The organism is Caballeronia calidae (genome assembly GCF_900044055.2).
Classification (GTDB): Bacteria; Pseudomonadota; Gammaproteobacteria; order Burkholderiales; family Burkholderiaceae; genus Caballeronia; species Caballeronia calidae.
Genome location: NZ_FCOX02000003.1, coordinates 141,992 through 167,134 on the forward strand (window position 1 = coordinate 141,992; position 25,143 = coordinate 167,134).

The 25,143-nt window shown below is 65.3% G+C and carries 30 protein-coding genes; 16 read left to right on the forward strand and 14 right to left on the reverse strand.

What is annotated here, in order from left to right; all coding sequences use genetic code 11:
* Positions 1-14 precede the first annotated feature (14 nt).
* Both AWB78_RS04495 and AWB78_RS04500 read right to left on the reverse strand, forming a co-directional pair.
* Positions 15-278 carry a double-stranded DNA-specific endonuclease gene (locus AWB78_RS04495; protein ID WP_014190806.1) on the reverse strand — a complete coding sequence of 88 codons (264 nt, stop codon included), beginning with the start codon at positions 276-278 and terminating at the stop codon, positions 15-17.
* 137 nt (positions 279-415) lie between these two features.
* Positions 416-2,101, reverse strand: coding sequence for a sensor domain-containing diguanylate cyclase (locus AWB78_RS04500; protein WP_062602658.1), 1,686 nt, complete (start codon positions 2,099-2,101; stop codon positions 416-418).
* Between the two features lie 729 nt (positions 2,102-2,830).
* Here AWB78_RS04500 and AWB78_RS04505 point away from each other — a divergent pair.
* The 4 genes from AWB78_RS04505 to AWB78_RS04520 all read left to right on the forward strand — a co-directional run bounded on the left by AWB78_RS04505 (position 2,831) and on the right by AWB78_RS04520 (position 6,753).
* Positions 2,831-4,594, forward strand: coding sequence for an ABC transporter permease (locus AWB78_RS04505; RefSeq protein WP_062602660.1), 1,764 nt, complete (start codon positions 2,831-2,833; stop codon positions 4,592-4,594).
* 12 nt (positions 4,595-4,606) lie between these two features.
* Complete coding sequence (locus AWB78_RS04510; protein WP_062602661.1) at positions 4,607-5,962, forward strand: ABC transporter ATP-binding protein; 1,356 nt, start codon at positions 4,607-4,609, stop codon at positions 5,960-5,962.
* Positions 5,963-6,137: 175 nt separating this feature from the next.
* Positions 6,138-6,338, forward strand: coding sequence for a type II toxin-antitoxin system HicA family toxin (locus AWB78_RS04515; RefSeq protein WP_062602663.1), 201 nt, complete (start codon positions 6,138-6,140; stop codon positions 6,336-6,338).
* 13 nt (positions 6,339-6,351) lie between these two features.
* A complete protein-coding gene (locus AWB78_RS04520; protein ID WP_062602665.1) occupies positions 6,352-6,753 on the forward strand; it encodes a type II toxin-antitoxin system HicB family antitoxin in 402 nt (133 codons plus the stop codon).
* A gap of 65 nt (positions 6,754-6,818) precedes the next feature.
* Here the strand turns inward: AWB78_RS04520 and AWB78_RS04525 are convergent, their stop codons facing one another.
* From AWB78_RS04525 to AWB78_RS04535, 3 genes are all read right to left on the reverse strand, one after another.
* Positions 6,819-7,343, reverse strand: a complete 525-nt coding sequence (locus AWB78_RS04525; protein WP_062602667.1) for a hypothetical protein — start codon at positions 7,341-7,343, stop codon at positions 6,819-6,821.
* Entirely contained in the window at positions 7,340-7,894 is a 555-nt protein-coding gene (locus tag AWB78_RS04530; protein ID WP_062602669.1) for a hypothetical protein, read from the reverse strand. The genes AWB78_RS04525 and AWB78_RS04530 overlap by 4 nt, the downstream gene beginning before the upstream one ends.
* Before the next feature lie 294 nt (positions 7,895-8,188).
* Entirely contained in the window at positions 8,189-9,256 is a 1,068-nt protein-coding gene (locus AWB78_RS04535) for a sigma-54 interaction domain-containing protein (RefSeq protein ID WP_062602670.1), read from the reverse strand.
* A 603-nt stretch (positions 9,257-9,859) separates the two neighbouring features.
* Here AWB78_RS04535 and AWB78_RS04540 point away from each other — a divergent pair.
* The 9 genes from AWB78_RS04540 to AWB78_RS04580 all read left to right on the forward strand — a co-directional run bounded on the left by AWB78_RS04540 (position 9,860) and on the right by AWB78_RS04580 (position 16,723).
* Positions 9,860-10,219 carry a hypothetical protein gene (locus AWB78_RS04540; protein ID WP_062602672.1) on the forward strand — a complete coding sequence of 120 codons (360 nt, stop codon included), beginning with the start codon at positions 9,860-9,862 and terminating at the stop codon, positions 10,217-10,219.
* Between the two features lie 58 nt (positions 10,220-10,277).
* Positions 10,278-10,595 carry an ElaB/YgaM/YqjD family protein gene (locus AWB78_RS04545; RefSeq protein ID WP_062602674.1) on the forward strand — a complete coding sequence of 106 codons (318 nt, stop codon included), beginning with the start codon at positions 10,278-10,280 and terminating at the stop codon, positions 10,593-10,595.
* A 71-nt stretch (positions 10,596-10,666) separates the two neighbouring features.
* Positions 10,667-10,900, forward strand: a complete 234-nt coding sequence (locus tag AWB78_RS04550; RefSeq protein ID WP_062602675.1) for a hypothetical protein — start codon at positions 10,667-10,669, stop codon at positions 10,898-10,900.
* Between the two features lie 359 nt (positions 10,901-11,259).
* Positions 11,260-12,663, forward strand: coding sequence for a sigma-54-dependent transcriptional regulator (locus AWB78_RS04555; protein ID WP_062602677.1), 1,404 nt, complete (start codon positions 11,260-11,262; stop codon positions 12,661-12,663).
* A 225-nt stretch (positions 12,664-12,888) separates the two neighbouring features.
* A complete protein-coding gene (locus tag AWB78_RS04560) occupies positions 12,889-13,107 on the forward strand; it encodes a hypothetical protein (RefSeq protein WP_062602680.1) in 219 nt (72 codons plus the stop codon).
* Positions 13,108-13,329: 222 nt separating this feature from the next.
* Complete coding sequence (locus tag AWB78_RS04565) at positions 13,330-13,566, forward strand: hypothetical protein (protein ID WP_062602965.1); 237 nt, start codon at positions 13,330-13,332, stop codon at positions 13,564-13,566.
* A 191-nt stretch (positions 13,567-13,757) separates the two neighbouring features.
* Complete coding sequence (gene otsA / locus AWB78_RS04570) at positions 13,758-15,209, forward strand: alpha,alpha-trehalose-phosphate synthase (UDP-forming) (RefSeq protein WP_062602682.1); 1,452 nt, start codon at positions 13,758-13,760, stop codon at positions 15,207-15,209.
* Positions 15,210-15,345: 136 nt separating this feature from the next.
* Entirely contained in the window at positions 15,346-15,693 is a 348-nt protein-coding gene (locus tag AWB78_RS04575) for a hypothetical protein (protein ID WP_062602684.1), read from the forward strand.
* 118 nt (positions 15,694-15,811) lie between these two features.
* Positions 15,812-16,723 carry a YihY/virulence factor BrkB family protein gene (locus AWB78_RS04580; protein WP_062602686.1) on the forward strand — a complete coding sequence of 304 codons (912 nt, stop codon included), beginning with the start codon at positions 15,812-15,814 and terminating at the stop codon, positions 16,721-16,723.
* 154 nt (positions 16,724-16,877) lie between these two features.
* On the opposite strand, the gene AWB78_RS04585 is transcribed toward AWB78_RS04580, so the two are convergent.
* Both AWB78_RS04585 and AWB78_RS46270 read right to left on the reverse strand, forming a co-directional pair.
* On the reverse strand, positions 16,878-18,365 hold the full coding sequence (locus AWB78_RS04585; RefSeq protein WP_062602688.1) for an RNA polymerase factor sigma-54: 1,488 nt from the start codon (positions 18,363-18,365) through the stop codon (positions 16,878-16,880).
* A 167-nt stretch (positions 18,366-18,532) separates the two neighbouring features.
* Positions 18,533-18,715, reverse strand: coding sequence for a hypothetical protein (locus AWB78_RS46270; protein ID WP_157697407.1), 183 nt, complete (start codon positions 18,713-18,715; stop codon positions 18,533-18,535).
* Positions 18,716-18,815: 100 nt separating this feature from the next.
* Between AWB78_RS46270 and AWB78_RS04595 the strand changes: the two genes are divergently transcribed.
* Both AWB78_RS04595 and AWB78_RS04600 read left to right on the forward strand, forming a co-directional pair.
* A complete protein-coding gene (locus AWB78_RS04595; RefSeq protein ID WP_062602692.1) occupies positions 18,816-19,157 on the forward strand; it encodes a BON domain-containing protein in 342 nt (113 codons plus the stop codon).
* Positions 19,158-19,482: 325 nt separating this feature from the next.
* Positions 19,483-19,710, forward strand: a complete 228-nt coding sequence (locus tag AWB78_RS04600; protein ID WP_062602694.1) for a hypothetical protein — start codon at positions 19,483-19,485, stop codon at positions 19,708-19,710.
* Between the two features lie 113 nt (positions 19,711-19,823).
* Here the strand turns inward: AWB78_RS04600 and AWB78_RS04605 are convergent, their stop codons facing one another.
* Positions 19,824-20,276: a PA2169 family four-helix-bundle protein gene (locus AWB78_RS04605; protein WP_062602696.1), complete on the reverse strand. Its 453-nt coding sequence runs from the start codon at positions 20,274-20,276 to the stop codon at positions 19,824-19,826.
* Between the two features lie 185 nt (positions 20,277-20,461).
* On the opposite strand from AWB78_RS04605, the gene AWB78_RS04610 reads away from it, so the two are divergent.
* A complete protein-coding gene (locus AWB78_RS04610; protein WP_062602697.1) occupies positions 20,462-20,713 on the forward strand; it encodes a hypothetical protein in 252 nt (83 codons plus the stop codon).
* Positions 20,714-20,789: 76 nt separating this feature from the next.
* Here the strand turns inward: AWB78_RS04610 and AWB78_RS04615 are convergent, their stop codons facing one another.
* The 6 genes from AWB78_RS04615 to AWB78_RS04640 form a co-directional block, all read right to left on the reverse strand.
* The gene (locus AWB78_RS04615; protein WP_062602699.1) at positions 20,790-21,365 is read right to left on the reverse strand and encodes a glycine zipper domain-containing protein; all 576 of its coding nucleotides are present in this window, start codon (positions 21,363-21,365) and stop codon (positions 20,790-20,792) included.
* Positions 21,366-21,422: 57 nt separating this feature from the next.
* A complete protein-coding gene (locus AWB78_RS04620; protein ID WP_232477608.1) occupies positions 21,423-21,710 on the reverse strand; it encodes a DUF1488 family protein in 288 nt (95 codons plus the stop codon).
* Positions 21,711-21,781: 71 nt separating this feature from the next.
* Positions 21,782-22,345 (reverse strand): DUF4142 domain-containing protein, encoded by a 564-nt coding sequence (locus tag AWB78_RS04625; protein ID WP_062602967.1) that lies wholly within the window; start codon positions 22,343-22,345, stop codon positions 21,782-21,784.
* Between the two features lie 23 nt (positions 22,346-22,368).
* Positions 22,369-22,920, reverse strand: a complete 552-nt coding sequence (locus tag AWB78_RS04630; protein ID WP_062602702.1) for a type 1 glutamine amidotransferase domain-containing protein — start codon at positions 22,918-22,920, stop codon at positions 22,369-22,371.
* A gap of 106 nt (positions 22,921-23,026) precedes the next feature.
* Entirely contained in the window at positions 23,027-24,394 is a 1,368-nt protein-coding gene (locus AWB78_RS04635; protein WP_062602704.1) for an MFS transporter, read from the reverse strand.
* A gap of 100 nt (positions 24,395-24,494) precedes the next feature.
* Positions 24,495-24,998 (reverse strand): YbhB/YbcL family Raf kinase inhibitor-like protein, encoded by a 504-nt coding sequence (locus AWB78_RS04640; protein WP_062602705.1) that lies wholly within the window; start codon positions 24,996-24,998, stop codon positions 24,495-24,497.
* Between the last annotated feature and the right edge of the window lie 145 nt (positions 24,999-25,143).

Consider the following 25,143-nt stretch of genomic DNA (forward strand, 5'->3'; position numbering starts at 1 on the left):
CGGGCGGCGCGGCGTCAGTCGAACAGGGTTTCGAGCGCCGACGCCGCCTCGCTGTCCACCGTGTTGTACGTCACCGTCGACGCCTCGAAGATGTAGTGCGTCGTGTACTTGCCGAGGCGCGAGAGAATCTCTTCCTGAATCACTTCGGGCGCGAGGTCGATCTTCAGGAACCACGCCGTCGACGAAAGCCGCGTCTGAAACGAGCCGTATTCGGCGAGCAGGTGGTCGAACGTTTCTGCGTCCTGATCCCGGCACACGATGACCAGATTTCCCTTCATGTATTCCTCCCGATTGTCCCGATTGGGGCCAGCGGCATTCGATATCGTCGAATATCGATGATACCTGCGGGATGCGTGCGCGTCGCGACAGGCACGTGACCGTGCGATGACTCGACGCCGCGCTGAAGGGCCGCGCGCTATTTGCCCGCGAGCGTGTTCTCCGCCTGCCGCGCGGACGAGCCGGGGTCGGCGGGACGCACTTCGCTGCGGTCGCGCCCGCGCGACTTCGCCTCGTAGAGCGCGAGGTCGGCGCGCGAGAGAATCCATTCGAGGGCGTCGTCGGGCGCGAGCTCGGTGATGCCGATGGACACCGACAGCGCGGCGTCATCAGGCAGATGCGCGCAGTGCTCGTGATGGAAGCGCTTTCTCAGGCGCTCCAGCACGGCTTGCGCATCGGCGAGCGAAGTCTGCGGCAGCAGAATGCCGAACTCCTCGCCGCCGAGCCGGCCGATCGCATCGCTTGGACGCAGTTGCGCGCGGCACACTTCGACGAAGTGCTCCAGCGCGCGGTCGCCCGACGCGTGTCCGAAGCGGTCGTTGATCTGCTTGAAGTGATCGAGATCCGCGATAGCGACCGACAGCGGCGTGCCGACCGAGCGCGCGAGCTCCACTTCGTGACGTAACGTATCGAGGAAATAGCGCCGGGAGAGGGCGCCGGTCAGCGCATCGTGGCGGGCCTCGGCCGACAGCAGCGTATTGGCCGACTGCAACTGCTCGGCGAGATCGCGCGTCGCGCGGTGCAGGCGCCGCTCGCGCGAGTACGAGGTGGCGATCACGATGGCGAGCGTCACGACGCCCGCCATCGTCAGGAACACGAGCAGGCGGTCGCGGCTGTGGTTGCGGCTGATTTCCGGCCAGCTCGTGAGCGGATGGACGATGTGCGCCGAGAGGCCCGAATTGAGTCCGGTGCGCTCGTCGTACAGCGAAGGCACGTTGCTGCCGTTCGCGGCGTAGAAGGTCTGCGCGAGCGCGGGCGCGAGCCAGTGCTCGGAGGCGCGCATCTGCTCGCCGATGTGCGACACGCGCAGCTCCGGGAACGACTCCCGCCGGTAATGCTCGATGCGCTCGCGCGGCGTCATGCGCTCGACGGGCGCGTTGGGCATCGCCTCGTATTCGAGCCGGCCGTCGTGCGCCATCACGACGACGCCGTTCTCGTCGGTCACGAAGGTGCCGGCGCGCGACACCCAGTGCCGCAGCCGGTCGATGCTCACCTTCGCGATCACCGCGCCGACGAGCAGGCCGTCCTCGTAGGCGGGCGCCGCGATGAAGATGCCCGGCTCGCCGGACAGACGCCCGACGCCGTACATCTCGACGAAGCCGCCGAGCAGCGCCCGCACGACATACCCGCGCCCGCTCATGTCGTAGCCGATGAAGCTGTCGTCGTCGGCCGCATTGCTCGCCGCGATGCAGAAGCCCTTGTCATTGACGAGCCAGATGGAATCGAGGCCGGAGAACCCCTGGGCGTCGTGCAGGAAGAGGTTCACCTTGGCGAGGGCGGGCCGTGCGCTCCAGTCCTTGCGGCGTTCGAGTTCCGTCGCGGCCGGGTTCGAGGCATAATTCCGCGACTCCGCCAGCGCCCGCTGCGTGAGGTCCATCTGCGCGAGCGTGGCGGGAATGGCGCGCGACATCGCCAGATCGCTCGCGATGATCTGCGCCATGTTGTCGACGATCGATGCCGCCATCTGGCGCTCGGTGCGCACCGTCGCCGTCATCTCCTGTTGTACCATTCGGTCCGACAACAAGCCGGCGGCGATCCAGCACGCGAATGCCAGCGCCGCGATGCCGAGCGTCGCGATCACACGGTGCAGGATGAGCTTGTTCATCGATCTCGGGCGGGCTGAAAAGTCACGCCGCGCGCGGGCAGCGCGCGCCGGGCCGTCCGGCCGGGCCGGTCTGCGCGAAGCGGGCAGGGCGGGCGCGCGGCTTGCAACGCGTGAGGTCCGCCGCTCCTCGGCTCATGCCCGAAACGGGACGGCGGGCGTGGCACAGGCGGTTTTCCGGCTCGAATCTGGCGTCTCGCATCGCATCGGCGCTCAATTTATTGTTCGTAATAGCCAAGATTGGACGATGTTTTTGCCCGCCTATCAAGCGCCTTGTTACGGCGGGCGACGTGCGCCCAACACAACGGACGCGCGCCGCGCACGAGCGCTCTGCGCCTCGCCGCCCGGCTGGCGCGACCGCAGCCGGACTGAAAGGAAGCGAAATCACGCGGGCGCCGGGGCGCGACAGACGCGGGCGGCCCTTCATTTTGCCCGTGCCGTGCCGAAGAGCAACAGAAACATCGCACGATTCGCGCGCCGGACCGCATGAAGGTTGTGCCTGTCATATCGGTTGGTGTAGTGTCGCTCGGTTCAGCGCGGGCATCTTCCGACGCGGCGACCGCCCGGCGCCGCCGATCGCGCGCTGCGTGTCGTCGTTTTGACGGCTGCATGCGTTGAGCATGAGGCCGTCCCGGGCAAAAGGCTTCTTGCCCGCCTGACGGCCCGCGTGCCGTCTCAAGCAACATCCCGCGCTCGCGCGGTCGGAACAAAGCCTTACGGGGAGGGCCTTGCATGGAATTTGGTTTCAATCTGAATCGCACGGCGAATGCGTCGGCGTGGCGGCTCCTGCCCAACCGCTGGGATTTCGTGGCGTTCCCGATGATCATCTGCATGATCGCGCTCGCCGCCGTCGGTTTTCACGAAACCCTGGCGCCGATCTCGACACTGCAGACGCAGGCGATCTCGCTCGACCCCGCGAACCTTCCCGAATACGCGTTGCGCACGACCCTGCGCATGCTCGCCGCGATGGTGGCGTCGCTCGTCTTCACGCTGGTCTACGGCACGCTCGCCGCGAAGAGCCGGCGCGCGTCGCTCGTGCTCGTGCCGATTCTCGACATCCTCCAGTCGGTGCCGGTGCTCGGCTACATCTCGTTCACGGTGACGTTCTTCCTCGCGATGTTCCCGGGGCGCGTGATCGGCGCGGAGTGTGCGGCGATCTTCGCGATCTTCACGAGCCAGGCGTGGAACATGACCTTCAGCTTCTACCAGTCGCTGCGCACGGTGCCGCGCGATCTGGACGAAGTCTCGCGCGGCTTTCACCTCACGAACTGGCAGCGCTTCTGGAAGCTGGAAGTGCCGTTCTCGATGCCCGGCCTCATCTGGAACATGATGATGTCGATGTCGGGCGGCTGGTTCTTCGTGGTCGCATCCGAGGCGATCACGGTCGGCAACCGCACGATCGTGCTGCCGGGCATCGGCGCGTATCTGGCCACGGCCATCGGCGAGCGCAATCTCTCCGCGATCGGCTGGGTGATCCTCGCGATGATCATCGTGATCCTCGCCTACGACCAGCTGATGTTCCGTCCGCTCGTCGCATGGGCCGACAAATTCCGCATGGAGTTCACGAGCTCGGGCAACGAGCCGTCGTCGTGGCTGCTGGACCTGATCCGCCGCACGCGCCTGATTCACCGTCTGCTCGTGCCGGCGGGCTGGATCCTCGCCAGGTTGGCGCGCGTGCCGATCCGGCTGCCGTCGCTGCAGGGCGCGTTCGAGAACGTCGGGCTGCCGCTGCGCGCGCGGGTGCCGTCCACGCGCACGGGCGATATCGCATGGGGCACGGCCGTGCTGCTGGTCGCGGTGTTCGTCGTGTGGAAGGTCGCGTCGTTCGTCGCGACGGGCGTCACGTGGGGCGAAGTCGGCCACGTGTTCCTGATGGGCTTCGTCACGCTGCTGCGCGTCGTGGTGCTGATCGCGATCGCATCGGTGATCTGGGTGCCCATCGGCGTGCTGATCGGCCTGCGTCCGTCGCTCGCGGAGAAGATGCAGCCGCTCGCGCAGTTCCTCGCCGCGTTCCCGGCGAACCTGCTGTTTCCGGTGTTCGTCGTCGTGATCGTGCGCTGGAACCTGAACCCGGATATCTGGCTGTCGCCGCTCATCGTGCTCGGAACGCAGTGGTATATCCTCTTCAACGTGATCGCGGGGGCGTCCGCCTATCCGAACGATTATCGCGAGGCCGCGACCAATTTCCAGATCCGCGGCTGGCAGTGGTGGAAGAAGGCCATGCTGCCGGGCATCTTTCCTTATTACATCACCGGAGCGATCACCGCTTCGGGCGGCGCGTGGAACGCGAGCATCGTTGCGGAGGCGGTGTCGTGGGGCAACACGAAAGTCGTCGCGCACGGCCTCGGTGCCTACATCGCCCAGACGACCGCCGACGGCGATTACCCGAAAATCATTCTCGGCATCGCCGTGATGTCGCTGTTCGTCACGCTGTTCAACCGACTGTTGTGGCGCCCGCTATACGCCTACGCCGAAGCAAGACTCCGGCTGGATTGAGGACGAGTTCCGATGCAGAACCTGAAAAACACGCAGACGTCCGCGGCGCCTGGCTTCCAGCGCCCGCAAGGCGCGCCGCCGCGCCTCGGGGAGGAAATCCTGCGCGTCTCGAACGTGAGCCGCGGCTTCAACAAGACGCAAGGCGAACTGCTCGTGCTCGACGACGCGAACCTCGCGCTGCGCGAAGGAGAGATCGTCGGCCTGCTCGGGCGTTCGGGCTCGGGCAAATCGACGCTGTTGCGGATCATCGCCGGGCTGATCGAGCCGACGGCGGGTGAAGTCACGTATCTCAAGGAGCCGTTGAAGGGCCCCGCGAAGGGCGTCGCGATGGTGTTCCAGACCTTCGCGCTGTTTCCGTGGCTGACCGTGCTGCAGAACGTGGAAGCGGGCCTGGAAGCGCAAGGCGTGGGCGCGCGCGAGCGGCGCGAGCGCGCGTTGGCCGCGATCGACCTGATCGGTCTCGACGGCTTCGAGAACGCGTATCCGCGCGAGCTGTCGGGCGGCATGCGCCAGCGCGTCGGTTTCGCGCGGGCGCTGGTGGTCGATCCCACGCTGCTGCTGATGGACGAGCCGTTCTCCGCGCTCGACGTGCTGACCGCCGAGAACTTGCGCACCGACCTGCTCGATCTGTGGACGCAAGGGCGCATGCCGATCAAGTCGGTGCTGATCGTCACGCACAACATCGAGGAAGCGGTGTTCATGTGCGACCGGATTCTCGTGCTGTCGTCGAATCCGGGCCGCGTGATGGCCGAGATCAAGGTGCCGTTCAAGCATCCGCGCAATCGTCTGGACCCGGCGTTCCGGCGTCTCGTCGACGATATCTACGCGAAGATGACCGCGCGCCAGATGGACGAAACGAAGAAGAAGGGGCTCGAGCTGGGAACCTGGCTGCCGGACGTGTCGACGAACCTGATGGCGGGTCTCATCGAAACGCTCGCGGCCGCGCCGTATCACGGTCGCGCGGACATGCCGGAAATCGCGCGCACGCTGCATCTCGAGGTGGACGATCTGTTTCCGGTCGCGGAAGTGCTGCAGCACCTCGGTTTCGCGGATGTCCGCGAGGGCGATATCTTCCTGACGCCGCAGGCGCGCGTGTTCGCCGAATTCGGCACGCAGGAGCGCAAGATGATGTTCGCCGAGCATCTGCTGCGGCACGTGCCGCTGGCGGCGCGGATCAAGAAGGTGCTCAACGAGCGGCCGGGGCATCGCGCGCCGCGGTTGCGCTTCGAGCAGGAGCTGGAGGATTTCCTTTCCGACAAAGCTGCGCAGGAGACGCTCGATGCGGTGATCGACTGGGGGCGGTACGGGGAGATTTTCTCGTACAACGATCAGACGGAGATGCTGAGTCTGGAGGATGTGGAGGCTTGAGCTCGCTCGTTTGAAGCGAATATGAAGCGCGGTTTTCCGAAGAAGGGAACCGCGCTTTTTCGTTTCTAATTGGCCATCTGGCTGACTGTCGCCGCAAACCGCGGCAACGTAACTTTCTCGTCTTGAACATCATTGCCGTGTGTGTAAGACTACACACGCGGCATTCGGAGACGAGATGGATTCATCGCGGTTGATACGAATGCTTTTGGACGATGGCTGGGAGCTCGTGCGGATCAGGGGCAGTCATCATCATTTCAAACATCGGAGCGGGAACAGGCGTGTGACGGTCACTCATCCCAGAAAGGACGTGCCGATCGGAACGGTCAGAGCCGTCCTGAAGGGCGCCGGGATGCTGAACCGGCTTTATTCGTCGTAACGGAGCATCGGACATGGAATTTGCCATTGCCATTCATAAAGATCCTGAAAGCGTGTACGGCGTGACCGTGCCGGACGTGCCCGGCGTATTCTCTGCCGGAGAAACGATCGACGACGCGATTCGGAACACGAAGGAAGCGATCTTCTTCCACGTTTCATCGATCATCGAAGACGGGGAGGAAGTCACCGTCCATTCGTCGAAGATCGAAGACCTCATCGCCAACCCCGACTACGAAGGCGCCATCTGGGCCTTCGTCGAAGTCGACCTGTCGAAGCTCGATTCGCGCCCGGAGCGCATCAACATCAGCCTGCCGCGTTTCGTGCTGCACAAGATCGACAGCTACGTCGAAGCGCGCCATGAAACGCGCAGCGGCTTTCTCGCGCGCGTCGCGCTGGAAGCGATCGCGAACGGCTGAAGCCATAAAAAAGCGCGGTGTCCGCAACGGAAACCGCGCTCTCGCATGCCCGAGCCGCCGAAGCACTACTGCAGATTTCCCCATCGCTCGACCGCCGGTTCCGCCGACGCCCACTTCCAGCCCTCCGACTGCTGGCAAGCCGTCGCGATGAACCACTCGGCGGGCGCCTTCGCGTCGTCGCCATCGACCACGGAGAAGGCGAACTCCTTGCAGGTCGCGAGCGCGCTGCTGAATTCGCGCAGCACGCGCACTTCGCCATGGCCGTTTTCGACCGGCAACGTGTGCTTTACCTTCCAGGGCCGCGTCTCGCCGACCTGAGCGACGCCCGCCGTCACCGCGATCATGACCTGCTGATCCTGATGCAGCGATTTGGTCACGCGCTTCACAGCTTCGTCGGTGGCGGCCTGCACCGCGACGCCCACGCCGAAGCCGACGGCCGGGTTCGTGGTGAACGCGCCCGTCGCGATGCCCGCCACCGCGCCCGTCGCCGCGCCGATCGACGCGCAGCCGCTCATCGTCATGCAGGCAGCGGCGCCCGCGGCGGCGAGGCCAAGACGCCAGCCGATGAGTCTGTCGACACGCTCGGTCATTGCAGCGAGCCCCAACGCGGCGTCGCCGGCTCGGCGGACGCCCACTTCCACTTGTTGCCGTCGCGGCATACCGATGCAACGTAGAACGCGCTGTCGGCGGGTCGGTCCTTCGTCGCGTCGCGATCGACGGAGAACACGATCTCCTTGCAGTCGAGCACGCCGCTGCTGATGGTGCGGCTCACCGTCACGCGGCCTTTCTCGTCTTCTTCGATCGGCACCGAATGCACGATCTTCCACGGCGCGACTCCGCCGACCGCGAGCGGTCCGGCAACCGAGGCGATCTCGTCCTGCGTGTTGGTATGGATGACGCGCTGCGAGTACTGGACGCCCGCCCGCGCCGCGGCGACCGCGCCGAGGCCGATGCCCGTCGCCACCGCCGCATTGCTGGTGACGCTGTTCGCCACAGCCGCGCCCGCGATACCGGCGCCGGCCGTCGCGCCCTCGCTATAGAGCGAGTTGCATCCGCTGAGGCTCACGCAAGCGATGGCGCCCGAGATGATCGCGGCGAGCGCGGCGGCGCGCGGGCCGCGCCAATGGACCCTGATCTGCATGTTGCTTTTCCTTCGTCTGCCGTTTCCCGACGCTTGCCATCGGTTTTGGGAAAACTCGAATCTTCTTGAGGTTTCGGCCTCAGGCCGCCGCCCGGCAACGGAAAGAGACGTTCACGATGCGCGGGCTTCGCGCATTCTGAAGCATGCTTCTAATTACCGCTTCGAGAAAATTGCAAGAAATTGCAAGCGAGCAGGGCACGCGGCGATCCAGGTCTCGAACGCAGGCAAAAAAAAAGCGAGCGCGGCCATGCGCGCTCGCCATTCGTCATGCCGATGCAAGAGCTTTGCTTCGGCTCAGTTTTCGCTGCCCGAAGCGGCATCGCCTGCTTCGGTGTCCTCGTTCTCGTACGCACCGAGGCGGTTGTACAAGGTCTTCAGGCTCACGCCGAGCGCCTTCGCCGCGCGCCGTTTGTCGCCGCCGCAGTGCTTGAGCGTGCCGAGGATGATCTGCTTCTGCGCATCGGCGAGCGGCGTGCCGACCCACACGTTCATCGCGTCGCCTTGCGTGACCGGCTTTTTCACGCGCGACGCGAGATGCGGATGCGCGATTTCCACCGTCTTCTCCGCGAGAATGAACGCGCGATAGACGGTGTTCTTCAGCTCGCGCACATTACCGGGCCACGAGTAAGTGCGCAGCACGTCGAGCGCGCGCTTGCTGAAGACCTTGCTCGTGCCTTCCTGCGCGTTCATCTCGGCGAGGAAATGCTGCGCGAGCAGCTCGCGATCGGCATCGCGCTCGCGCAAGGGCGGGGCGCGCAGCGGAAAGACGGCGAGGCGATACATCAGATCCTCGCGCAGGCCGTTTTCCTTCACGGCCGCGATGGGATCGCGGTTGGTCGCCGCGATCACGCGCACGTCCGAACTGATGAGATCGTTGCCGCCGACGCGGAAGAACGTGCCCGTCTCCAGCGCGCGCAGGAGCTTCACCTGCCGCACCGGCGACATCTCGGTGACTTCGTCGAGAAACAGCGTGCCGCCGTTCGCGTGCTCGAAGTAGCCGATGCGCCCCTGCACCGCGCCCGTGAAGCTGCCTTTCTCGTGGCCGAAGAGTTCGGCCTCGATGAGGTTGTCGGGAATCGCGCCGCAGTTCACGGCGATGAACGGCGCGTCCTTGCGCGCGCTGTGGTCGTGAATCGTCCGCGCGACGAGCTCCTTGCCGGTGCCCGACTCGCCGATGATGAGCGCGGTCGCATCGGTGGCGGCGACGCGCTCGATCTGCGCGTACAACTCCTGCATCACGGGCGACGAGCCGTAGAGCAGTCCATAAGACTTCAAGCCCGGCACTTCCCCTGTGCTGCGCCTTTTCTGCGCGGGTGTATCGCCGACCGCGATGGGCCGCGGATCCAGATCGGTTGACGCCATGTGTCCTGATCGTTCCTGAGTTCTGCGAGTGTGATGGCGGGCGCGGCTGGCCGTATGCGCGAGCGCCTCCGGACCTAGCCGTGTGGGCGCAGTTCGGCGCGCGCGAAAGGCGCAACCGTGGATGACCGCGCGCATCGGCATCGCATTGGCACGTATCGCGCCCGTGCGCGCTGCCCGTCGTGCTCACGCTAGCCGTGAGCCGCTTTTCCTGATCGTGCGTCGGTCCAGACTCGCGTGCGCCGGGGGCTTCCGCCGTCCCGACTGCTTACAAACGAGCCTATCTCATAAACGCTATTTAACCATTCGCAACGACCTTGCGGCAATGCGCGGGGCGCGGTGCCGCGCATTTTGTCGAAGCAGGCGTGCGCGCCCGATCCGCTTCCGGAAAGGTTCTCCTTTACGCGCTGAGAATTTACAACGCGACGGCGTAATTGTTACCCGGTCGCCGGCAGAACCGGCTTCTCGCATGGGGCCACTCGATGCTTCGCGGTGATGGCATGAAAGCTGCATCAGCAATGTCATCGTGATTCTTATTCGAAAGATCGCCGACGAGCACCGCGTCCGAGGCGAACACGCGAGGATGGGCGAGAGAGGCAACGCATCATGGACGATTTCTTCAATTTCGACGCAACGGCGCACGAGCGCGCGAGCCCCGCACGACAGACCACCCGCACGCGGCGCGTTTCCGGCGCGACCGGCAACCGGCAGGAACTCGCGGCGGGCGAGCAGATCGACATCTATCACTGGGCTGCCGTCGCGCTCGTGACCGCGCTGATGTGCGCGGTGCTAGGCTATGCAGCGGGCACGCCGGCGCTCGCGCGGGCCGCGAACGTGACGAGCCTCGTGTTCGGCGCGATGGGCGGCGCGCTGATGGCAAGCGGCGTCGTGCGCAGCCTGCGCGCCCGCGTTACGGCGGGCGGGCGCCTGTCCGTGCATCGCGTGCCGGTCGCCGAGTCGCGCTAGCCTCGCGCCGACCTGCGCCGGCTCCACATCGATTCCACTTGGGCGAGGACTTCATTCCATGAGTCAGACGACTGTCCAGCTTGCGTTGGGCAAGCAAAAGATCATCGAAGACATCAAGGTGCTGCTGAACGACGCCGAGGAATTGCTGCGGCTTTCGGCGACGCTGCCCGGCGAAGGCGTCGACGCGCTGCGCTCGCGCCTGCGAGAGCACGTCGATGCGGCGCGCGTCACGCTGGAAGATGCGCAGGCGAACGCGCAGAGCCGCTATCGCGCGGGCGTCGACTGCACCGAGAAATACGTGAAGGACAACCCATGGCAGTCGCTCGGTATTGCGGCTGGCGTCGGCTTTCTGGTGGGGCTTCTGGTTTCACGCTGATTCGCCGCGCATTCACGAGCAATTGCGCAGGCGGCGGCATCGGATTTTCTTGACGACGGGAGAGAACACAAATGGCACGGCCTTCGATCGGAATCTTCGGCGCGCTGTTCGCAGTGGGCAGCGTTCTCGCATGGAAATGGGTGCAATCCCGGGATGCCGCCGGGCGGCGCACGGCGCGTGATCTGAGCCGCTGGGAAGACGAGGGCGGCAAGGTGCTCACGCCCTCGAGCGGCGGCGCGCCGGGCGTGAACGGCCACGGCGCGGTCGGTGGCACCCCCGATGCGTGGCATTTTCCGCGCAGCTGAATGGCGCGCGGACTGCCGAACGCAAAGCGACGCGAATTGTTTTAACCCGCTCGCGTATTAATGGTGCGACCAATGAAACGCACGCTGGCTCAGCGTGCGTTTTTATCTTGATAAACGCTTATAATCGTCAAAACTCCGGCCATAAGTTGCCTAAATGGAAAAACTTACGGTGAGTTTGAGCCAAGCGTGCAGAACATCGGAAATTATTTTATTTTTCGCGCAGTTTGCGTCGCGCCGATTACCCGAATCGCGCGGAACCGTGAATCGCACCGGCCCGAGCGGCGCCCTTGCCGCACGGAGAAGACCACGCCACCACCCGGCGTGTGACCCTGAAACGCTTTGGAAGAATTCGAGACGCAATGCCACACGTATTGATTGTCGATGACGATCCCAGTACCCGCGAGGCGCTAGCCGCGATCATCGGCGAAGACGGATTGACGACGGCGACCGCCAGCGATTTGCGCGAGGCGCGCATTCAGCTCGTGCGTCAGACGCCGGACGTCGTATTCACCGATCTGAAACTGCCCGACGGCACCGGCGTCGATCTCTTCGAAGATCTCGACCCGCGCTCGGGCGTCGAATTCGTCGTCATCACCGGTCACGCGACCGTGGAATCCGCCGTCAGCGCGCTCAAGATGGGCGCCGCCGACTATCTCGTCAAACCGATCAACATGCAGCGCGTGAAGGCGATTCTTTCGCGCCTGCCGCGCGCCGGCGATCTCAAAGCGGAAATCGGCACCTTGCGCGGCGAACTGCGCCGCATGGGCCGCTTCGGTCTGATGCTCGGCAATTCGCCCGCGATGCAGACCGTGTATGACCAGATCGGCCGCGTCGCGCCGACGGCCGCGTCGGTCCTGCTGATCGGCGAGTCCGGCACCGGCAAGGAAGTCGCCGCGCAGACGCTTCACGAACTCAGCCTGCGCCGCAAGCATTCGTTCATCGCGGTGAACTGCGGCGCGATCTCGCCGAACCTGATCGAATCGGAAATGTTCGGCCACGAGCGCGGCTCGTTCACCGGCGCGGATCGCCAGCACAAGGGCTATTTCGAGCGCGCGAACGGCGGCACGCTGTTCCTCGACGAAATCACCGAGATGCCCATCGAGCTTCAGGTGAAGCTGCTGCGCGTGCTGGAGACGGGCATGTTCATGCGCGTCGGCACGACCAAGGAGATCGAGACGGACGTGCGCCTCATCGCCGCGACCAACCGCGATCCCGAGCAGGCCGTGCTCGAGGGCAAGCTGCGCCTCGACCTCTATCACCGCCTGAATGTGTTCCCGATCAACCTGCCGCCGCTGCGCGAGCGCGGCAAGGACGTCGAACTGCTCGGCCAGGCATTCCTCGACGAACTGAACGCCCGCTACAACACGAGGAAGGACTTCCCGTCCGCCGTGCGCGAGATGCTGGCCTCGTACAACTGGCCCGGCAATGTGCGCGAGCTGAAGAACTACGTGCAGCGCGCGTACATCATGTCGGCATCGGATTCGGACAGCACCGCCACCGTGCCGCTGCAGATTTCGCTGTCGAAGCCGTCGGCGGGCACGGCGGTGACGATTCCCTTCGGCACATCGCTCGCGCAGGCCGATCGCCAGCTCATTCTCGCGACGCTCGACCAGTGCGGCGGCGTGAAGACGCGCGCCGCGGAAATCCTCGGCATCAGCCTCAAAACGCTCTATAACCGGCTCGTCGAGTACGGCGAGGACGCGAACAAGGCGGCTGTCGGCGAGGGCGGGGATGGCAACGAGTCGGACAGCGAAAATCCCTGAACTTCGCTTATCTTTAGACGAAAACACCGCCTGCGGCTTTTAAAACCGCAGGCGTTTTTCATTGGCAGGCGCGTTTTCTACGCCGATAATGTGACCGGAGGATGCGAGCCGGATGCATTCGAGGGGCATGCCCCTTGCTGTCGATCAAGTGACATCCGCACGCGCCGCGCAAGGGGCGCCTGAGCCGGATGGAAAGTACGATCACAAGACCGCAAGGAGCCCGACATGTTCCCCCGTGTTCCCGACCGCGCCCATGCAAGTACCCGTATCGAAGCACAGACGCCGCAGCCGCCGGACCCGCCGGTGACGCCGCCCGACCAGCCGCCGCCGACGCCGATTCCGCCGGATACGAACCCGGACCCGACGCGCGAGCCGCCGGAACCGCCGTCGCAGCCGATCGGCGATCCGCCGCCTGGACCGGGCGAAACGCCGCACGTGTACTGACGTAGAAGGACGCTGGAGTGCAGACGTTGGACAATGCCCAGAATTCGTGCAAGGTTTGAATAAGTTTCCATCCCGAACGTAGGGATTACAACGGATGACGCAATAATGACCGGCGACACGCGTTGTCGCCGGTCGTTTTTTCTGAAGCTGCGCTCGCAAAAGCGCATCGGTCCGACGCCGCCGACGTCTCTATCGCGACGGCCTTCTTCTCTGGAGGGCATCATGAGGCATCCCGCACTTCGACGCTCCGCACGTCACTCTTCCAAGCGCGAAGCGCGCGCCGAAGCCGCCAAGACGGCCGGCGCGCAAGGCGCGTCCGCGCCACCCGCCGAGCACGATCCCGCCGGTCAGAACCGCCCCGCGCCCGGCGCTCCGCCCGATGGCGATCACAACCAGGGCGGCGTGCGCCGTGAGGGCATCGACTATCAGCGCGATCTGGGCTCCGAGCAGGACGCATGATTCCGGCCGGCGGCAGCGCCCGGCAAAAGAACAAAAATTTCTACGCGGCGGGCGTTCGCCGCGTGTTTTCGTTCGTCCGTAACATCTTCATACAAACTTTTATTTACGAAAACCAACATAACGGCACAGCTTTTGCATACCCTTAATCGCCAATTCGAGCATGCAACGACAACTGATGAGGTGATGCTTTAATGAGCAGATTGATCGTGGTATCGAATCGCGTCGCGCCGACCCAGGAAGGCAAGCCCAGCGCGGGCGGTCTCGCAATCGGCGTTCTGGACGCGCTCAAGGAGACGGGGGGCGTGTGGTTCGGGTGGAGCGGCGAGATCGTCGGTGAGGCGGGCGCGCCTGTCCTGGAGAAGGGCGGCAAGGTGACCTACGCGACCGTCGGGCTCACGCGCCGCGATTACGACCAGTACTATCGAGGATTCTCGAACGCCACGCTGTGGCCGACCTTTCACTATCGCAACGATCTTTCGCGCTTCGATCGCGAGGAATACGCGGGCTACATGCGCGTCAACGCGAATCTCGCCGCGAAGCTCAAGACGCTTCTCAAGCCCGACGACATCATCTGGGTGCACGACTATCACATGCTCCCGTTCGCGCACGAGCTGAGAAAGCTCGGCGTCGAGAATCCGATCGGCTTCTTCCTGCACATTCCGTTTCCGGTGCCCGAGATGATGCGCACCGTGCCGCCGCACGAGGAATTGATCGCGGCGATGTGCCAGTACGACGTCGTCGGCTTCCAGACGGACGCCGACAAGCAGTCGTTCATCGATTACGTCGAGCGCACCGGCCGCGGCCACTACAGCGACGACGGCATGCTGCAGGCGTTCGGCCGCATGCTGAAAGTGGGCGCGTATCCGATCGGCATCTATCCGGACGCGATCGCCAAGGCCGCCGAGCAGTTTTCGAACCGCAAGCAGGTGAAGAGCCTGCGCGACAGCATGCGCGGCCGCAAGCTCATCATGAGCGTCGACCGGCTCGATTATTCGAAGGGCCTCGTCGAGCGCTTCCAGGCGTTCGAGCGGCTGCTGCTCAACGCGCCGGGCTGGCACGGGCGCGTGTCGCTCGTGCAGATCGCGCCGCCGACGCGCTCGGACGTGCAGACCTATCAGCGCATCCGTCAGAATCTGGAGGGCGAGGCGGGTCGCATCAACGGACGTTTCGCGCAGCTCGACTGGACCCCGATCCAGTATCTCAACCGCAAGTACGAGCGCAATCTGCTGATGGCGCTGTTCAGGCTTTCACAGGTCGGCTATGTGACGCCGCTGCGCGACGGCATGAATCTCGTCGCGAAGGAATACGTGGCGTCGCAAGACCCGGCCGATCCGGGCGCGCTCGTGCTGTCGCAGTTCGCGGGCGCGGCGGATCAGTTGCCGGGCGCGCTGGTCGTCAATCCGTTCGATCTGTCGCAGATGTCCGAGGCGCTGGAACGCGCTTTGTCGATGCCGCTCGCCGAGCGTCAGTCGCGCCACGCCGACATGATGGCGCCGCTGCGCGAGAACAATCTCTCGGTCTGGCGCGATTCGTTCCTGTCGGATCTGCGCAGCGTCGCGACGGCAACGTCGGTCACGGAAAAGACGGTCAAGACGGTGAAGCAGGGCGCGAGCGAAGCAAAGCGTCCGGCGGCGAAGGCCTGAATCCGCATCTATCGACGTCTTGCACTCACGGCCCCGCGCTTCGAAAGAAGCGCGGGGTTTTCTTTTGCATGTCCGACGCCGCGCCGTTCGCGGAACGGGTTTTGCGGACTCGTCATGGACACGATCGAAGGAGGTCATGATGAGTGGAAGCACATTGAATCCGCCCGAAGACGACGGCGTGGAATACGGCAAGGGACACGGCACCGGCGCGCTCGGCCCGAGCGACTCGTCGGACAGCGGCTCGGACGTGCAGGGCGAAAAGCGCTATCCGGGCGATATCGAAGACGAGCTCGACGCGCACGCGATCGGCCAGTCGAATGCCGAGCTCAACAGCGACACCGACCGCTACGGCACGGGCGAAGCGGCGTCGGCGGATGGCGACAACAATCTGCAAGCGGACGCCGATATCCTGCCGGACGACATCGAAGATGAAACGCGCGACCTTCCCGACGAGGACGCCGACCCGGCCGCCGATCGACCCTGATCGAGAGACGTCGCAGCCATCCGAACGCGGCGCGCTCCCCACGGAGCGCGCCGCTTTTTACACGCGCTTCGCATCGCCGGTCTAACATCGTCGGTTGATACCTCTCGCCGCGCTCACGATGGATCAGGACGTCTCCGCCAATCAATCCGCGCCCGTCGCCTCCGGGCGCACGTCGCGTTTCGGCTGGCTCTCGTGGATCGTCGATCCCATCACGCAATGGACGCAGGACCACTGCCTGATGTTCTCGGCGGCGATCGCGTTCTTCGCCGCGTTTTCGCTCGCACCGACGCTCGTCATCGTGATCGCGGTGGCGAGCGTCTTCTTCGGCGCCGATGCCGTGCAGGGGCGGCTCTTCGATGAAATCAGCGGCGTCGTCGGCGTCGATGCGGCGCATACGCTGGAGGCGATCGTCGCGAACGCGTGGCATGCGGATATCGCGCGCAGCACCGCGATACTCTCGCTCGCGGGCGTGCTGATCGGCGCATCGGCGACATTTTCCTCGCTGCACAGCGCGCTCAACGTGATCTGGCCGACGCCCGCCGTGAGCACGCGCGAGAGCATCGTCACACTGCTGCGCGTGCGGCTGATGTCGTTCGGGCTCGTGGTCGGCGCGGGCCTGCTGGTCGCCGTGCTGCTCGTGCTCGATGCGCTCGTCGAACTGCTCGGTCACTGGGTGCTCGGCGACGGCAGTCCGTTCATCGTGCTGTCGGGGCTCACGCGGCGCGCGATATCGCTCGGCGTGCTGATGATCGCGTTCACCGTGCTGCTCAAGTTCCTGCCGACGACACGCATGCTCTGGCGCGATGCCGCGCTCGGCGCCGTGGCCGCCGCGGTGCTCTTCGAAGGCGGCAAGCGCCTCTTCGCGTTCTATCTCGCGCACGCGGGCACGGCGAACACGTTCGGCGCGGCGGGGTCGCTCGCGATCATTCTCATGTGGCTCTATTACTCCGCGGCGGTGTTCCTGCTCGGCGCGGAACTGGCGGCGACGGCGGCGAGAAAGCGCACGCACCGCGCATCGGGCTGGCGCTGATGCTGACGTTCGAAGCACCGGCCACCGGCGAAAAAAAGGCCGTCCGCGAACGGACGGCCTGTCGGCTACGCTCCTGTCACTCAGGCGCCTCGCTTGACCGGGTCGTCGCCGAGTGCTCGAGAGCGCGAAAAGCGCTGAGCGTGCGCGCGCCGCATTACGCCTGACGGCGCAATTCGGCGGGCGGCACCTTCATCAGATGGCGATACTTCGCCACCGTGCGGCGCGCGACGATCACGCCCTGATCCGCGAGCATCTTCGCGAGGCTCACATCCGAGAGCGGATCGCGCGTGTTCTCCTTCGCGATCATTTCCTTCAGCAGCGCGCGCACCGCGGCCGCCGAACACGTGCCGCCGCTTTCCGTGCTCAACTCGCGCGGGAAGAAGTGCTTGAACTCGAAAATGCCGCGCGGCGTGGACATGTACTTGTTCCCCGTCGCGCGCGAGATGGTCGATTCGTGCAGGCCGAGCTCGTCGGCGACATCGCGCAGCACGAGCGGCTTCAGCGCGATCTCGCCGTAGTCGAAGAACGCCTTCTGGTGCGAGACGATGCATTCGGCGACGCGCTGAATCGTCGTGAAGCGCTGCTGCGCGTTGCGGATCAGCCAGCGCGCTTCCTGCAACTGCTGTGCGAGCGGCGAACGGCTCGCGCCCGCCGACTGCGCGAAAAGCTCCGCATACATGCGATGGATGCGCGCGCGCGGCAGCACCGCCGGGTTGATCGTCACGACCCATTGCTTCTTGACCTGACGCACGATGACATCGGGCACCACGTAGTTGTCCTCGCTCTGGCCGTAGTTCTCGCCCGGCTTCGGATCGAGACGGCGCACGAGCGCGCACGCGATGCGCAGTTCGTCCGCGCTGCAGCCGATCTTCTTCTGCAGTTCGGCCTGCTCGCGCCGCGCGAGACGCTCCAGATGATGCGCGACGATTTCGAGCGCGACGGCGCGCCCCGGCGTGTCTTCTTCGAGCGCTTCGAGCTGCAGCGTGAGGCATTCAGAGAGATTGCGCGCGCCGACGCCCGGTTTGTCGAGCGACTGCACGAGCTTCAGCGCGATAGTGAGTTCGTCTTCGTGCAACGCCGGATCGATGTCGACGACGTTTGCAAGCTCGCTCAGTTCCTGCCGCAGATAGCCGTCGTCATCGAGCGCTTCGATGATGAGTTGCGCGACCGCGCGATCGCGCTCGTTCAGCTGATAGAGGCGCAATGCATCGTGCAGCGTCTCGTGCAGCGACGGCTCGATACGCACCCAGTCGGCGGGATCGGAGCCTTCGCCGTCGCCGTTGTTGCGCGCGGCGCCGCGGCCGAAGGGATCGGACGAGAATTCGCTGATCGAATCGTCGCGCGAGCCGGCATCGGCGCTTGGCTCGCTCTCCATGCTGGTCTCCGGCGCGAGCGGCGCTTCGGCGGCGCCATCGGCCGCGGTCGACACGGTCGATTCGCTCATCGAGTTGCCGTTGTCCGCACCGAGCGCGTTGTCCTCGGTTTGCGACTCGTCGTATTCGAGAAAGGGATTGGTGTCGAGGGCGTTTCGCAGTTCCTGCTGGAACTCCAGCGAAGAGAGTTGCAGGAGACGGACCGACTGCTGAAGGCGCGGCGTAAGCGCTAGCGTTTGCTTGGCGCGGAGTTCGAGTGTAGGCGGCATTGCTTGCTAGTCCTCGATTGTTCTAGACGTGATGGGCAGGTTTGCGACTACTCAAGCAACGGCTGTGCCATGTCGAGGTAAGGCCGCGCCGCGACTACGTTTTTCGCGATCGGCTCAGTTCTTTTTGAAGCGTTTGCCCGCCTCTTTCACGCAGTTTTTACACGGCTTCAGACAAAAGCGCCGCGCGTTTCACGCTTCGCCGGGCGCGCTGCGGCGGGCATTCGGACGAACGTCGACGATTTGTTCGAGAACGCGTCATCGCCTTGACGGGCGGTGATCCGGACGTGTTCGCCGGCCTGTTCGGTCGCGCGCACTTCCGATGCGGCATGCAAGTTGCGGATCAGGGGCACGATCCCCGCGCCACGCTTGGGGACGTGATCGAAGAGCCGCCTCGCGCACGGGATCGGGCGAACGGGGCGCCAGACCAAAATCGAAAATGGGAGCAATGCCATGAAGACGACTCAAATCCTGAAGGCAGCCGGCGGTATCGCGTGTGTCGTGTTCGCGCTGAACGTAGGCGCGCAAACCAATTCGGCGTCGTCGACGAAAGGTGCCGACACGTCGATGGGCCAGAAGGTCGACGACAGCGCGATCACGACCAAGGTGAAGGCCGAGCTGCTCGGCGCGAAGAACGTCAAGTCCACGCACATCCACGTGAAGACGCACGGGGGTGTCGTTTCGCTGACGGGCTCGGTGCCGTCGGCCGAAGACAAGACCGCTGCGGAGGACGTCGTCTCTAACGTCTCGGGTGTTGCTTCCGTGAAGAATCATCTTAAAATCGCCGCCAAGTAATGGCATAGTTCCTATGCCCGGCTCGCCAGGGCGGGCCGCGGTCCAGTGCCAGCAGCACGGAACCCGCGCGGGTTCGACGATTCGCCGCGAGTGGCGAGGACTCGGACGAAGCGCGGGTTCGCGCATCGGGGCATCGCGGTTCCGGTCGCATCGGAGGCGGTGTCGGTCGCAGTCGCAACATCGAGCAGCTTCACGCAGTGCGCATCACCTCGCAGCACTTCGAAACCTAAAAAACGAAGTACGACCGTTCAGGACGGTACTCACACAGGAGGCTCACGAGCGCGCAGCAGCCCGGTGCTCGGAGGCCCCGACAAAGGAGCTCTTCATGAAGACGAAAAAGATGGCATTGATCGGCGCGCTGGCGCTGGCATTCTCGACGACGGCATTCGCGCAGGCAGCGTCCGATGCGACCGCGACGGGCGCGAACGGGCAGGCGAAACCGCAGAAGGGCACGACGCTGCATCAGCAGAACAAGGCGCAGAAGCTGAAGGGCGCGTCGGCGGCGGCGGCGGCTTCGGCGCTCGGCACGAACGACAAGGGCGCGCCGCAGTAACGCGCGCTTCTCATCGTCGTCTCTCGTCCTCGGGACGAACGAACGGCCGCATCGCGCGGCCGTTTGCTTTTTGCGCGGCCCTTATCCTTCGGTGGGCCGCGTCAGGCTTCGCGTCAGGATTTCGCGGCAGCGTACTGATCGCGCAGATCGCGGATGCGATCGTGATTCTCGATCACGCCCTGGTACTGACGCTCGACCACCGCGCGGATATCGGCGGGCAGATCCTTGTCGAGCGCTTCACGATAGTTCTTCTTCGCGGCGTCTTCTCCGCGCTCGCATTCGGCCAGAATCGCGTGATCGCTATGGCCGCTCACGGCCGACTTCACATCGACCCAGCCGCGATGCAGCGCGCCGGCCACCGAGCCGCCGGTTTCAGGCTTGCCGCCCAGACGTGCGACGATGTCCTGCAGTTCGCGCGCGCCTTCCGTGCACTTTTGCGCGCGATTCTGAAACAGCAACTTGAGGCTTGGATCACGCGTATCCTCGGCGGCCTTGAGAAAACCCTTTTCGCCATCCTTCGAGGTTTCGACGAGATCGTTGAGTACCGATACGACGTTCGTGCTCATGTAACACCTCCTTTTAGTTTCGACGTTGCCACAGCGCGACCCCACCGGGTGCGGGTCGCCGATTCATTGCGCACGCGGCGTGCCACCGCGGCCGGCAGCCGGGGCACATCGCTTGCTCTGGCCATGGGATGACAGCGCGCGCCCGAATCGAGACGCGCGCACGAGCACGGCAACGGGAGAGCGTAGTGAAGTCTTTCAATCGACTCGCGAATCGCGAGTTTCTGATCATCGTGGCGATCGCCGCGTCGGCGCTGAGTCTGCATGTCCGCCAGCGCACGATCGAGATGCACGCGCAGGCCGCGCACGCGCCGCGCGAAGACTACGGCCGCATCTGCGAGCCGCCCGCGGCGAACGTCGGCGAGGCGCGCATGATGTCTGCGGACTGCGGCATTCGGGCCGACGCGCGGCGCGATCGTCCGCACGCGCCGTGGGTCTGAATCGGCTCACCGGGCGAGCCACGCAACAACGCCCGCGCGAGGCGGGCGTTGTCGCTGATCCGGCCTGACGGACTGGTCACATGCGCGTTTGCGCGAATTCCCCCACCGGATGGGGCGGCTGCAGCGGATCGAAATCGCTCCAGCGGCCTTGCTTCCAGCGTCCCGACGCGCGCTCGATATCCATGCCGCCTGCCTCGCGCAGCGCCGTGGCGGCCTGATCCTGCGTTTCCGGCGATACGTGGACCGCGACGAGCACGCCCGCATGGCGTGCGGGCTCCTCGGCGTGCGCGGCCGTCGTCGGCTTCTTCTTCGTGTGCGACATCGCGCCGGCGAGCGATCCCACATACGCGCCGACGCCCGCCGCGATCACCGAAACGAGCAGCGGTGACTTGAAGATTGCGAATATCGCCGCGCCCACGATCGCGCCGATGACCGCGCCGATCGTCACGCCCTTGCCGGCGCCCTTGGGCGCGCCGCTCGCGCCCGCATCCGTGCCGACGTCGCCGCCGACCGGAAAGCGCGCGTGCTGGCCGCTCGGATTGACGAAGAAGAGCGTCACGTCTTCTTCCAGGAAGCCGCCCGCGAAGAGCTTCTGAGCTGCCGTTTCGGCGGCGCGAAAGGTCTGAAATCGGCCCGCAATGATCAGGGACATTGTTCCCTCCTTGTTGGCTGAGCTACGTGAGTCGGGTCGCGTTGCGTGACAGGCCGGTCAGTCGGGTTCCATGCCGGCGACGCGGAACAAGCCGCTTCTCAACACGGCGGGCTGGCCGCCGTTGTCATCGAGCACTTCGGCGCATACCGCGCGGATGCGCGCCGAACCGCGCGCGAAGGCATCGAGCAGATCGTCCTCGCGCGGAGACTTCGCGCCGAAGTGATCCTCGAGCGCCTCGGCGCTGATCGAGCATACGACCGGTTCGCCGTCGATGAGCGCGGCGAAGTGGACCGCGAGATCATCGCCGTCATAAACGGGGGCTTCGTCCGCAAACGTGATATGCATGGTGGAGTCCTCATAGGCGGGACGAGAGGCGCAACGGGACGCGAACGCGCGCCCGGCGGCATTCGCGATGCTCATGACGCCGCCTTCGCTTTCGCGAGTTGCTGCGCCATCTCGCAGTGATGGCTGATGACCGGCAGCGCCTTCGTCGCCGCTGCCTTCAACGCGGTGTCGTTGCCGCTTTCGCTCTCTTTCCTGAACAGCTCGACAGCCTTCTGATGCCCGCTCACGGCTACCTGTTCAATATAGGCCTTGTCGAACTCCGCGCCCTGAAGATTTTGCAAGCTGCCGATCAAGGCCGAATCGGCGGCGGGCGGCGCGGTGATGCCGTGGCGTTTCGCGAGCACGTCGAGATTGCGCGCGAGCTTGGTGTGATCGATGATCATTCGCTGTGCGAACTCCCGCACCTGCCGGCCGCTCGCGTGCGTGAGCGCGAGCTTGCTCGCCGCAAGCTCCGTCGCGCCCGCCTGGCCGGCGTCCTGCAGAAACTGCTGATCGATGGGCGAGAGCGTCTGGCTTTGCGCGTCGCCCGCGCCCGCCGTGCCTTGCGTCTGCGCCTGCGCAGGCGGCGCGAGCGCGGCAACGGCGGCGAGCGACAACGCGATCACGCGCGTGTACGACATGGGCGATCTCGACATCGAATTGTCTCCCATGCAATGGGTCAGGCGGCGCGCGTCTTGCCGAGCGCCTCGATCAAAGCCTTGTTGAACGCGGGCAGGTCGTCGGGCTTGCGGCTTGTGATGAGATTGCCGTCGATCTGCACTTCCTGGTCGACCCACGTGCCGCCCGCGTTGCGCACGTCGTCCTGCAGGCTCGGCCAGCTCGTCATCGTGCGGCCCGCGACGATGCCCGCCGAGATCGGCAGCCAGCCGCCGTGGCAGATCACGGCGATCGGCTTCTTCGCCTTGTCGGCTTCCTTCACGAAGTTCTGCGCCTTGGCATCGAGCCGGATCGCGTCGCCGTTCACGACGCCGCCGGGCAGCACGAGCGCGTCGTAGTCGGCGGCGTTCGCGGCGTCGAAGGTCACGTCGACGTTCACCTTGTCGCCTTTGTCGACATGCTTGAAACCCTGGATCTGTCCGGGCATCTGCGACACGACATGCACTTGCGCGCCGGCTTCCTTCAGCGCGCGCTGGGGCTCGACGAGCTCCGCCTGTTCGAAGCCGTCGACGGCGAGAATCGCGACCTTGCAGCCGTTGAGGGAATGGGCCATCTACACACTCCTTGTTGCTGATTTCGAACGCTCCGCATGCGCGGAATCCCTGTCCGGAGTTTCAGCAAAGGCTGTGCCCAGCGCGGCGGCCGGGCGGGAGCGCGCATCAGGCGGGTTCGGCGCTGCGCTTGCCCGTGAGGCGCAACATGCTGACCACGGCGGCGGCGGCCGAGAACGCCGCCGCGACGGCGAGCGCGATCACGGGGCCTTCTTTCGGCGCGAAGCCGAAGATCAGCGCGACGAGCGCCGCGCCGAGCGTCTGCCCGGTGAGACGCGCGGTGCCGAGCATGCCGCTCGCGCCGCCGCTGCGATGGCGCGGCGCGGACGCGAGCATCTGACGATTGTTGGGCGACTGGAAAAGCCCGAAGCCGAGCCCGCATACGGCCATGCGCCACGCGATGTCGAACGCGGACGGATGCGCGCCGACGTTCGCGAGCAGCACGAGCCCGACGGTGAGAATCGCGAGACCGATGCCGCCGAGCAGCCCCGCCGAATAGCGGTCCGCGAGCACGCCTGCCATCGGCGCGACGAACACGATGACGAGCGGCCACGGCGTCATCAGAAAGCCGGTCTCGACCTGGCTCATGCCGAAGTTGTTCTGCAGCAGGAAGGGCAGCGAGACGAACGCGAGCATCTGCGCGCAGAACGAACAGACCGAGGTGCCGACCGACAGCGCGAACACCGGAATGCGCAGCAGATCGACGGGCAGAAGCGGCGCGCTTTGCGTCAGTTGCCGCTTCACGAAGAAGTAGCCGATGACTGCCGTCACGATGATCTCGCCGACGAGATATGGCCGATGCTCGCCATGGCCGAAGCCGTCGATCGCGACGATCGCGATGCCGAAGAAGAGCGCGTTCATGATCGCGCTGATGTAGTCGTACGGCTGCCGATGCCCCGGCGTGCGCGGCAGCGACTTCCATCCGATCGCGAGCGCCGCGACGCCGATCGGCACGTTGATCGCGAAGAGCCACGGCCAGGTCGCGACGGAGAGCACGCCCGAGGCGACGGTCGGCCCGATCACCGACGAGATCGCGACGACCGATGCGTTGATCGACACACCGCGCCCCAGTTGATCGTGCGGATAGATGATGCGCACGAGCGCGGTGTTCACGCTCATGATGCCCGCCGCGCCGAAGCCCTGAACGACGCGCGCGAGGGTGAGCGCCGCGAGCGAGCCCGACAGCGCGCACGCGAACGACGACACCGTGAAGAGCGCGAGCCCCGCCATATACACGCGCCGGTAGCCGATGCGATCGCCGAGCGAGGCGAGCGGCAGCAGCGAAATGGTGATGGCGAGCTGATACGCGTTGACGACCCAGATGGAGTCGGCGGGAGAAGCATTCAGATTGCGCGCGATGGTCGGCAGCGCGACATTGGCGATGGCGCCGTCGAGCACCGCGAGCGTGACGCCGAGCGCGATGACGGCAATGGCCCAGTATCGCTGGGGCAGCGGCAGACCTGGTTCGGAATCCATCGATGGGCGGGAAGTGGCGGGCGGCGCATTGTATGGCGCGCCGTTTTCAAATGGCTTGTAGGCGAGGCGCGGCCGGAAAAGCCGCGCCCGGTGCCCGCGCTCACTTCAGTTCGTAGAGGCCGGTGTAGGTCGCCGAATCGATCTCGTTCAGATGCGTCATGAAGCGCGCGACCGCGTTGGTCGTGTTCACGTCGAGCGGCAGGCTCTCCGCCGAAAGCGCATGGATGCGGAAGATATAGCGATGCGGCTTGTCCCCGCGCGGCGGCGCCGCGCCGCCGAAGCCGACCGTGCCGTAGTCGTTGCGCAGTTGCAGCGCGCCTTGCGGCAGCAGACTGCCGTCGGCCTTGCCGGCGTTGCGCGGCAGCGAGCGCGCATCGGGCGGAATGTTGACGACGATCCAGTGCCAGAAGCCGCTGCCCGTGGGCGCGTCGGGATCGTAGACGGTGAGCGCGAGGCTGCGCGTTTCGGCGGGCGGATCTTCCCATTGCAGCGCCGGGGAAACGTTCTCGCCCGAGCCGCCGAAGGCTTGCTGGTCGAATTCCTGCGCGTGCGTCATGAAGCCGTTCGCCGGAAACTCGTCGGACCAGATGCGGAAATCAGCCATGAGAGTCGTGCCTCCTTCTTCTTGCGATGTGGATGGATGCGGCACAGCGCATCGCGCCGCGTGGTGTCGCGGTCATGCGAGCGCGTGCAGCAAACGTGCCCGAGCGCGGCGCCGCGAGGAGCGCGAGCGCAGCGGCGGCGAAGCC